7 protein-coding genes are annotated in these 9,566 nt (G+C 69.3%); 5 read left to right on the top strand and 2 right to left on the bottom strand.

Annotation, left to right across the window (positions count from 1 at the left end):
- Positions 1-21: 21 nt before the first annotated feature.
- Entirely contained in the window at positions 22-2,796 is a 2,775-nt protein-coding gene (locus STRIP9103_RS40545) for a serine-type D-Ala-D-Ala carboxypeptidase (protein ID WP_009338359.1), read from the bottom strand.
- A gap of 348 nt (positions 2,797-3,144) precedes the next feature.
- On the opposite strand from STRIP9103_RS40545, the gene STRIP9103_RS40550 reads away from it, so the two are divergent.
- From STRIP9103_RS40550 to STRIP9103_RS40560, 3 genes are all read left to right on the top strand, one after another.
- Positions 3,145-3,903 carry a GOLPH3/VPS74 family protein gene (locus tag STRIP9103_RS40550; protein WP_048821906.1) on the top strand — a complete coding sequence of 253 codons (759 nt, stop codon included), beginning with the start codon at positions 3,145-3,147 and terminating at the stop codon, positions 3,901-3,903.
- Between the two features lie 718 nt (positions 3,904-4,621).
- Positions 4,622-5,479 (top strand): helix-turn-helix domain-containing protein, encoded by an 858-nt coding sequence (locus STRIP9103_RS40555; protein WP_009338363.1) that lies wholly within the window; start codon positions 4,622-4,624, stop codon positions 5,477-5,479.
- Positions 5,480-5,714: 235 nt separating this feature from the next.
- Positions 5,715-5,906, top strand: coding sequence for a DUF397 domain-containing protein (locus STRIP9103_RS40560; protein ID WP_009338361.1), 192 nt, complete (start codon positions 5,715-5,717; stop codon positions 5,904-5,906).
- Positions 5,907-6,073: 167 nt separating this feature from the next.
- On the opposite strand, the gene STRIP9103_RS40565 is transcribed toward STRIP9103_RS40560, so the two are convergent.
- Positions 6,074-6,931 carry a hypothetical protein gene (locus STRIP9103_RS40565; protein ID WP_009338357.1) on the bottom strand — a complete coding sequence of 286 codons (858 nt, stop codon included), beginning with the start codon at positions 6,929-6,931 and terminating at the stop codon, positions 6,074-6,076.
- 90 nt (positions 6,932-7,021) lie between these two features.
- On the opposite strand from STRIP9103_RS40565, the gene STRIP9103_RS40570 reads away from it, so the two are divergent.
- Both STRIP9103_RS40570 and STRIP9103_RS40575 read left to right on the top strand, forming a co-directional pair.
- Positions 7,022-7,810, top strand: coding sequence for an SDR family oxidoreductase (locus STRIP9103_RS40570; RefSeq protein WP_009338370.1), 789 nt, complete (start codon positions 7,022-7,024; stop codon positions 7,808-7,810).
- Positions 7,811-7,993: 183 nt separating this feature from the next.
- On the top strand, positions 7,994-9,566 hold a 1,573-nt coding region (locus STRIP9103_RS40575; RefSeq protein WP_009338368.1), incomplete at its 3' end, for a sodium:solute symporter family protein.

Genomic DNA, 9,566 nt, shown 5'->3' on the forward strand with positions numbered 1-9,566 from the left:
GTGTCGATTCCTCCGCTCGGCTCAGCTCACGCGGGTGACCTTGGCGCCGAAGCCGGGTTCGGTGAGGTCCTGCTGGAGGGCGACGGGGACCTCGACGCCCTCGCCCGAGCCGTCGCCGACGATGAGGGAGCCGACCCTGGTGCCGGACTCGGCCTCGTGCGGGAGGGAGTCGCTCGCGTCCAGCTCCAGCCTGACGGTCTTGCCGGCCCACCCGACCGCCGAGACGTCCTTCGTGACCATGACCGGGGTCCGCCCGCCGAGTTGGTCGTCGACGTATCCGACGACGTCGCCCTTCTTCAGGATGGTGTCGGAGGTCAGCGCGTCCTGGGCGGCGAGCATGGCCGTCTTGCTGACCGCGTTGACCGTGTCGATGATCGGCGGGGTGTGCTGGCCGAGGATCGCGCCGACGACGATCGCGGTCTCACCGCCGACCTCCTGGGTGCCGGCGAAGAGGAGGTTGCCGCCGGCGGCCGTGGTGGAGCCGGTCTTGATGCCGATGGCGTTGTTGAAGGGGACGAGCCGGTTGTAGTTGTCCCAGCGCTGGCCGGAGGGGTCGTGCCAGTACGGCAGCTTGGTGATGTCCGTCAGGGCCTTCATCTTCACCAGCTCGTTGCCGAGCTTGACCTGGTCCTCGGCGGTGGAGACGGTCGTCTCCTTCAGGCCGGACGGGTCCGTGTACGTGGTGTTCTTCATCCCCAGGTCCTTGGCGGCGTCGTTCATCTTCTTGACGAACGCCTCCTCGGAACCGTTGCTGTCCCAACGGGCCAGCAGGCGGGCGATGTTGTTCGCGGACGGGATCATGATGGCCGCGATCGCGTCGTACTGGGTGAGCTTGTCGCCCTCCTTGACGGTGTTGAGGGTGGACTCACCGTCCTTGTCGTAGCCGCCCTCGGTCTCCGCCTTCGCGTCGACCTGGATCGTCTCGCCCTTCGCGCCCGGCTTCATCGGGTGGTCCTTGAGGATGACGTACGCGGTCATCGCCTTGGCGACCGAGCCGATGGCCACGGGTTTCTGCTCGCCGAAGCTGTCCATCGTGCCGATGCCGTTGACGTCCATCCAGCCCTGGCCCTCCTCGGGCCACGGGAGGGAGACCTTGTCGCCCTTGAAGGCGTAGGACTCCTCGGCCGTCAGGGCGAGCGTCGGGGTCGGCAGCGGGCGTAGGGTCTGTACGACCGCAAAGATGATCACCAGCAGGATTGCCAGCGGGGTCCAGATCTTGACCCGCCGGATGGCCGTCCGCAGCGGGGTCTGCGGGGGCGGCGGCGTGTTCGTCAGCTCCGCCAGCAGGTCCAACGGCGGCTTCGGCGGCAGGGGCTGCTGTGTCGTCCGCTCCGGTCCCACGTGCGGCAACGCCCGTGTGGCCTCGGCGGGGCTGAGCCCGGGCGCCTCCGGCGCGGCGGCCGAGGCCTTCGGCCGGCTCGGCTCGTCGAGCGGCTTCAGCGCGACGAATTTGCTGGTGCGCTCGGCGGGGGGTACGGCGGAGTCTTGGGCACCGCCGTCAGAGTCACCGGCGTTGGGGGCACCCTTGGCATCCTCGCCGGAGCGGTTGTCGCCCTTGGCGGTGTCGGAGGCCGGCTTGATGGCACCGCCCAGCTTGAGCATGGTCGTCGGTTGGTCGACGGCAGGCAGTCGAGGAGCCCTGAAAATCGCGGTCGCCTGATCCACAGGCCGCCCCGCCTCGGCTCCGCCATCGGCGTCCGACTTCCCACCCGCACCACCCGTGCGGCTTTCGTCGCCATCTGCGGGTGGCCCCGCCGGGGCGTCCTCACCGTCGACGGCCTCCGGCTCGCCGTCCGCCGAGTCCTCACCGAAGCCGGGCTTCGCATCCTCGACGACCTCCGCCTCCGAGCCACCACTCGGACCGGACTTCGCACCGCCGCTGACACCGGACTTCGCACCGCCGGTGGAGTCGTCGCCGACCTCGGCCTCCGGCCCATCGCCGGAGCCAGGCCCGGCATCACCGGTCGCATCAGCCTCGGCATCACCGACAGAGCCGGACCCCGAGCCACTGCCACGCCCGGACACCTCGTCGCGGTCGGCCTCCGACTCCGAGCCGCGGCTCGGACCAGACTTCACATCACCGCCGAAACCGGACTTCACACCGCCGGTGGAATCGGCGGCCGAGTCGTCGCCGAACTCGGCCTCCGGCCCATCGCCGGAGCCGGGCTCGGCGTCGGGAGCCGTGTTCTCTCCCGTCGTAGCTGCGGGCAGTCGGGCCGCTGAGGCACCGCGGGTGGGCGCAGCGGCACCCCGGTCGCGCGGGTGAGCGTCATCTCCCTCGGCCTCGGCGTCAGCCTCCGGCTCGGTGCCGTCAGCCTCGCCGCCGTCGACGCCCGCGTCCTCGCCCTCGTCGGACCCCGGCTCCGCGTCTGCGCCCTCGTCGGACCCCGGCTCCGCGTCGTCGTCCTCGTCGCGCACTTCACCGTCACCGGAACCGGCGGTCTCCGAACGCCCGGCCTTCGCGGCCCCGGTCTCCTCGGCGTCCTCGGCCTCGTCGGTCTTCGCCGCCCCGGTCTCCGCCTCCTCCAGCCGTACGCCCTCGGCCTTCGCCGCCTCCAGCAGTGCTCGGCGGGAGAAGACGGCCGTCGCCTGGTCGGCCTTCGGGGTCGTGTCCCGCGACAGGGACACGCGAGGGTCCGCCGGCGGCCTGGCGGAGCCGGTGGGTTGGGTCGGTGCCGGGTCGGAGGTCTCTGGGGTCGTTGGATTGGGGACCGCCGGCTCGTCCCTCTCGTCCCCCGTCGTCGACCCCGTCGACGACTCGTACCGCTTCGACCTGCCGGGGGACGTGCCCGCCACCGATGCCTCCTCCCGCGCGCCGCCCACCCTCGGAGCGCGCGCCCTACCGAACTGTGAAACCCACCGCCCGGACACCAGAGCCTGCCCGGCGGCTCACCCCGCTCACCGGCGACCAAGAGGCGCCGTTGATTCCATGCGGCCTGATCCGCCGGACAGACCCTAGCCACCGCGACCACAACCGCGCCGCGTCGCTGTCCGAACCATGTACCAGTGTCCTGTGTGCGGGCTTAACCTCCGTGGAAGACGAGAACGACATACCTACTGGTTCCACTACATTCCGGTCACGCACCCTCGACAGACCAATGTGAGAGGGGTCACCCTGTCATTCATCCACGCGGGGAGGCATGGATGGGCAGGAGCCGCAGAACACTTCCGGAGGAGCTTCTGCTGCTGGCATTGGACCCGGCCACGGGTACCACTGCACAGCCGCAGTCGCTCGACCTTGGTCTGGCCGGAGCGCAGCTAGTGGAGCTGGCGCTGGCCGGACGGATAGCCCCAGACGGGGATCGTATCGCCGTGGTGTCCCCACGGCCGACTGGAGATCCAACACTGGACTGCGCATTGGAGTTGCTGCGAAGGCGCGGCGCCCCCGTACGCGCCGTTCACTGGATCGGCGGGCCGCGTCTCGGGCTCCGCCAAACCTATCTGTCACACCTGGAGCGCTGCGGCATGGTGCACGCCGTCGCGGGCCAGATGTGCGGAGTGCTGCCGACGACGCGCTACCAGGCGACGGAGACGGCCATCAGCCGGGAGATCAGGGCCCGGCTGGATTCCGCGATCCGTACCGGTGTACCGCCGGACCCACGGACGGCCGCACTCGCCGCCCTCGCCCACGCCGTGGGCCTGGGCAAGCACCTGTACCCGGGGAACGAGGGACGCTCGTCCCGCTCCCGGCTGCGGGACCTGATCCGGCACGACCCCATGGGCGGCCTGGTGGCCCACGCCGTCATGGACGTGCAGAACGGCGTGGCCGCACAGCCGCGCCGCAGCCCGGCACCGACCGGCCGGCAGGCCGCCCCCGGCGCCAGGCCGTCCGCACCGGAACCCGCGCGCGGCGTTCCGATGCAGCCACGCCGAGGCTCCATGGCCCGCGTCGTGGCGCACTGAGGCACGACACGCACCGCACCACACCGCACCGCACTGCACTGCACTGCACCGAGGGCATCGAGGTATTCGAGGTATGAGACGGTGCCGGGCCCAGAGCCGCGGCCCGCACCCGACATCCCACACCCGGCGCCCGGGCGGCAGTACTCGCACCACCTGCACACGCACCACCTGCACCACATGCACGACCTGCGGTGCGCGCACCGCGCACCGCATGGCACCCGCTCGCACCATGAGCGCCGAGCCGCGACAAGGGGCGCCAAGGGATCCAGAGCCCGGTTCGGGAGCCGCAGGCTCGCGCGGGGCGCGTGAGGCCGGACGTACGGGTACGACTGACTCCGTACGGCAAGGCCCCACCGCCCCGCGCGGCCGCATGTACGGCCGCACGGCGCTCCCTTGCGGCCACCGGGGACCTCAGGCGCCGCCCGGGACCTGATGTGGCCATCGGCGACCTCATGCGCCGCCGGAGACCTCACGCGGCCATCGGCGACCTCTCGCGACTGTCGGGGACCTCACGCCGTCAGGGCCTCGTCCGACCGCACCACAGCCCCGGTTGCGGCCGTATGTCCCGTCGAGAGCCCTCCACGGCGGAAAACCACCGGCGCAAACGGCCCATGCACCGTGCATATCCGCTGTTTTCCAGCGGTACCGAGCACCTTGGTGGCAATCTGCTCAGCAGCAGACACGCAATGTAGAGGCAGCAGCCGGAGGTGCACGTCCCGTGGCGTCCAATGTCAATCCCACCGTCCGGCGCCGCCGGCTGGGCCAGGAGTTGCGCAAGCTCCGTGAGGACAAGGGCATGACGGCAGAACAGGTCGCCGACCGCCTGCTCGTCTCCCAGTCGAAGATCAGCCGCCTGGAGAACGGCCGCCGCAGTATCAGCCAGCGCGACGTACGCGACCTCTGCAACGTCTACGAGGTCGAGGACCAGCGCATCGTCGACTCCCTGATGCAGATGGCCAAGGACTCCCGCCAACAGGGCTGGTGGCACGCGTTCGGGGATGTCCCGTACAGCGTCTACATCGGCCTGGAGACGGACGCGGAGTCGCTCAGGGTCTACGAACCACAGATCGTCACGGGCCTGTTGCAGACCCGCACCTACGCCGAGGCCATGATCCAGGGGGCGCTGCCCGAGACCCCGCCGACCGAGATCGACAAACGCGTCGAGGTGCGGATAAGGCGTCAGGAACGCATCACCACCGACAAGAACCCGCTGCGCCTGTGGACCGTGCTGGACGAAGCGGCCCTGCGTCGGGTCGTGGGGTCCCGGTCGGTGATGCGCGAGCAGCTGGAGCATCTCGTCGAGATGGGCCAACTCCCCCATGTCACGGTCCAGGTACTGCCGTTCGACGTGGGCGCCCATCCCGGGATCAACGGCCAGTACGCGATCCTGGAGTTCGTCGACGCGGCCGATTCGAGTGTCGTGTACATCGAGGGCGTGACCAGCGATCTCTATCTGGAGAAGGCGCACGACGTCCAGAAGTACACCATCATGTACGAGCACCTTCGGGCGCAGGCCCTGAACGTGGAGCAGTCCCGGCAGCTCATCGAGAACATCGCGAAGGAATACGCCCGCTGAGCGCTCCTGAGCACAAAAGCGGCGGACGATACACCCTGCACCCCGCCCGGCGGAAGACCAAAACGGAATATGCCACCCACACGGGTGAATAGTCGCTTCGTCTACCGATGTTGGCGAGTAGCGTCGATCACGCCAGGAAGCAACACACCTCCTGGCACAAACCGCACCGCGGGTTCCGGACGGGACCCGCGGCACGGCGACAGCAACTCAGCGACGAACGGGTACCGGAGCAAACATGGCAATTCAGCAAGGCGCCACGGAGGTTTGGACCAAGTCCTCGTACTCCGGGGGAAATGGCGCGTGTGTCGAGGTCAAGTCCCCCACCGCCGTGGCGTTGGCCGTACGTGACTCCAAAGTCCTCGACGGTCCCACCCTGGAGTTCCCCGCCGACGCGTGGAACACCTTCGTGGCCTCCGTCAAGGCCTAGAGAGCGGAACGCCCCGGCTCTCACCGCCCAGCCAGAGATCGACAACTGAACAAGCATCACCGAAGAGCCCTCTCGACTAGCCCGCCGTCCTGGCCGAGGGGGCTCGGCTTGTGCTCACCACCTGTCGGGTGTCGTGTGCCGTCGGGTGTCGCGCGCACCGACGGCGGTCAGCGCAGGCGGTCCACGTATGTGTCCGTCCCCGGGATCGTCGGGATGAACGGGGCCAGCAGTTCCACCCTCCCCAGGCCCGATGCGTTCACCGCCTCGCCCAGGTCCGCGAAATGGGGCTCCCAGCAGTCCCGGGGGTCGGTCTGCAGGAACCACAGGAGGGTGAGGCGGGTGTCGACGGCCTCGACCTGTTTGACGTACGACATGCGGTCCAGGGGCAGGGGGGTGGGGCGGAAGACCGTGACCATGGCGGTCGGGGAGGCGGCGAGGCGCTTGGGGAGGTGGCGGGATCGTAGCCATTCCAGCAACTCGGCTCGCTCGGCCGGGCCTTCGGCGTCCACCACCTCCAGCACCAGGCCGGCGTACGGGTGGTCGAGGGCGTGGAAGTCGCGGGGGCCGGCGGCTCCGTCGCGGTAGACCGTCGCCTCGTGGTCCTGGAAGGCCGTGAAGACATGCGTACGGTCCTGATAGACGCGTGCGTCGCGATTGAGCCGTTTGTTGATGGCGACCGTCCAGCGCATGTGGTCGTCGTAGCGGCCGCCGGTGATCCAGTACGTGGAGAGGTAGCAGCCGGCGGTGACCGGCTGGGCGATCGCCGACTTCTCGGGCGTACGGAGGAGTTGGAGATCGCGGGTGGCCACCCAGCGGCGGCCGGCGTACATCCAGGGCATCGCCATCGCGCCCGCGTAGTAGTGGTCGTCCTCGTACCAGCGGTTGTACGCGTACTCGTGGCCCGGGTGCGGTTCGACCATGGTGATCAGCGCGTGGCCGGGGTGGACGCCGTACGGGCCGCGGGAGGCCAGTTCGGCGTACAGGTCGCTGCGGGTGTCCTCGCCCAGGGGCTGCCTCTCGCTCATGCGCCTTCCCTTCCTTCCGCCGACGGACGCCCATACTCTGACGGTCCGTCAGGTAATCCGCCATAGGCGTGCACGCACAGGGAGGGCCCCATGTCACTGCTCGCAGGCAAGACGGTCGTCGTGTCGGGGGTCGGGGCCGGACTCGGCGGGCGGGTGGCCGCGGCGGTCGTACGGGACGGCGGGAACGCGGTGCTGGGGGCGCGTACGGAGGCGAATCTCGCCAAGGCCGCGGCCGATCTGGACCCCGAAGGGGCGCACACGGCGTACCGGGCCACCGACATCACCGACGAGGCCCAGTGCGAGGCGCTGGCGGCGCTGGCGCGGGAGCGGTTCGGGGGCATCGACGCGGTGGTGCATGTGGCGGCCCGGGACAGCTACTTCGGGGGTCTGGAGGACGCCGACTTCACCACCTGGCAGGCGGTCCTCGACGTGAACCTGCTCGGCACGCTGCGGATGACGCGGGCCTGTCTGCCCGCCCTGAAGGCCCAGGGCGGCGGCTCCGTCGTCATCATCGGGACTCAGTCGGCCGTCGCCGCGCCCTCGCAGGTGCGGCAGGCGGCGTACGCGGCGTCCAAGGGCGCGCTGACGAGCGCGATGTACTCGCTGGCCCGGGAGCTCGGGCCGTACCGCATACGGGTCAACACCGTGCTGCCGGGCTGGATGTGGGGGCCGCCGGTCGAGGCGTACGTCCGCTTCACCGCGCACGGCGAGGGCGTGTCCGAGGCGGAGGTGCTGGCGCGGCTCACCGAGCGCGTGGCGCTGCCGGAACTGGCCACGGACGGGGACGTCGCGGACACGGCGGTCTTTCTGGCGTCGGACCGGGCACGGGCGATTACCGGCCAATCCCTGCTGGTCAATGCCGGTGAGGTGATGCGCTAGGGCGTGACCGGAGTCACGTTTACTTGATCCAAGTCGGTCATGGATGTGAACGGAGGTCATCTCGCCGAACTTTTTTACTCCCTCTTGACCTTCCCGGCCGTTGCCGCCGCAGTGCCGCCGCTTCGACGATGAGGGGCACTTCGCGGCACCTTGGCATGCGCATGCACCCCCGGGAGGGAGCACATGAACGGTCTCGACTGGGCCGTGCTCATCGGCTACTTCGGTGTGATGATCGTGATCGGCGTCTGGTCGCACAAGCGGGTGGACAACGTCAGCGACTTCTTCACCGCCGGCGGCAAGATGCCGTGGTGGCTGTCCGGCATCTCACACCACATGTCGGGCTACAGCGCGGTGATGTTCACCGGGTACGCCGGCATCGCGTACACGTGGGGCGTGACGTCCTTCGTGACGTGGTCCTTCCCCATCGCCCTCGGTATCGCCATCGGTTCGAAACTCTTCGCGCCGCGCATCAACCGGCTGCGCTCACGACTTCACGTCGCATCCCCGCTCGAATATCTGAAGAACCGTTACAACCTGGGCACCCAGCAGGCGTTGGCCTGGTCCGGCATGCTGCTGAAGATCGTGGACGTGGGCGCGAAGTGGGCCGCGATCGCGACGCTGCTGTCCGTCTTCACGGGTGTGTCGCTGAACCAGGGCATCCTCATCACCGGTGGCATCACGGCGATCTACTGCACGATCGGCGGCCTGTGGGCGGACGCGCTGACGGAGTTGGGCCAGTTCGTGATCCAACTCCTCGCGGGCATCGCGATGTTCGTAGCCGTGGTGGGGAAGCTCGGCGACTACGGCGGCTTCTTCGGCGTCTGGGACCACCCGAAGCTGGAGGGCCACGGCGAACCGCTGGTCGGCCCGTACGGCACGATCTTCCTGCTCGCCTTCCTCTTCATCAAACTCTTCGAGTACAACGGCGGCATGCTCAACCAGGCCCAGCGCTACATGGCCACGGCGACCCCCTACGAGGCCGAGCGCTCCGCCCGGCTGTCGGCGATCCTGTGGCTGGTCTGGCCGCTGGTGCTGTTCTTCCCGATGTGGATGTCGCCGCTGCTGGTGACGTCGGAGAAGGGCGACGGTTCGGACTCGTACGCCCTGATGACGGAACAGCTGCTGCCGCACGGCCTGCTGGGCCTGGTGATCGTCGGCTTCTTCTCCCACACCATGGCCATGTGCTCCTCCGACGCGAACGCCATCGCCGCCGTCTTCACCCGTGACTGCGCGCCGGTGGTGTGGCGGCGGGCACGGACGTGGACCGAGGGGCAGGGCCTGCGGGTCGCCCGTATCACGACGGTCGTCTTCCTGGGCCTGTCGATGGCGGCGGCCACGCAGGTCAACTCCCCCGCCTTCAAGGACATCATCACCGTCGTCATCAAGTGGGTCGCGGGGCTCATGGGCCCGATGGCCATCCCGATGATGCTGGGTCTGCTGCGGCCGTTCCGCCGCTCCGGCCCGACGGCGGCGCTCACCAGCTGGGCGTGCGGGCTGTTCGCCTTCTGGCTGGTCAACTACCCGATCCACTGGAACGTCGAGGGCGGCGTACCGCTGCAGTACCAGGTGTCCATCCCGCTGGCGGTCTCACTGGTCCTGTACATCCTGATCGGTTTCATCAAGCCGGAGGACACACCGGAACGACTCGCGCTCATCGAGAAGATCAACACCGACGGGGACGGGGATGGCCGCGGCGGCACCGGGGCGGCGGCTGCGCTCCCGACCGAGGGCAAGGACGCGGCCAGCCCCAGCGGGG

It is taken from the genome of Streptomyces ipomoeae 91-03, assembly GCF_000317595.1.
In the GTDB taxonomy this organism is placed as follows: Bacteria; Actinomycetota; Actinomycetes; order Streptomycetales; family Streptomycetaceae; genus Streptomyces; species Streptomyces ipomoeae.

Bases quoted from the DNA above. Each gene is read 5' to 3' on its own strand.
- STRIP9103_RS40565 (WP_009338357.1), bottom strand. From the start codon at position 6,931: ATGAGCGAGAGGCAGCCCCTGGGCGAGGACACCCGCAGCGACCTGTAC.
- STRIP9103_RS40560 (WP_009338361.1), top strand. From the start codon at position 5,715: ATGGCAATTCAGCAAGGCGCCACGGAGGTTTGGACCAAGTCCTCGTAC.
- STRIP9103_RS40570 (WP_009338370.1), top strand. From the start codon at position 7,022: ATGTCACTGCTCGCAGGCAAGACGGTCGTCGTGTCGGGGGTCGGGGCC.
- STRIP9103_RS40550 (WP_048821906.1), top strand. From the start codon at position 3,145: ATGGGCAGGAGCCGCAGAACACTTCCGGAGGAGCTTCTGCTGCTGGCA.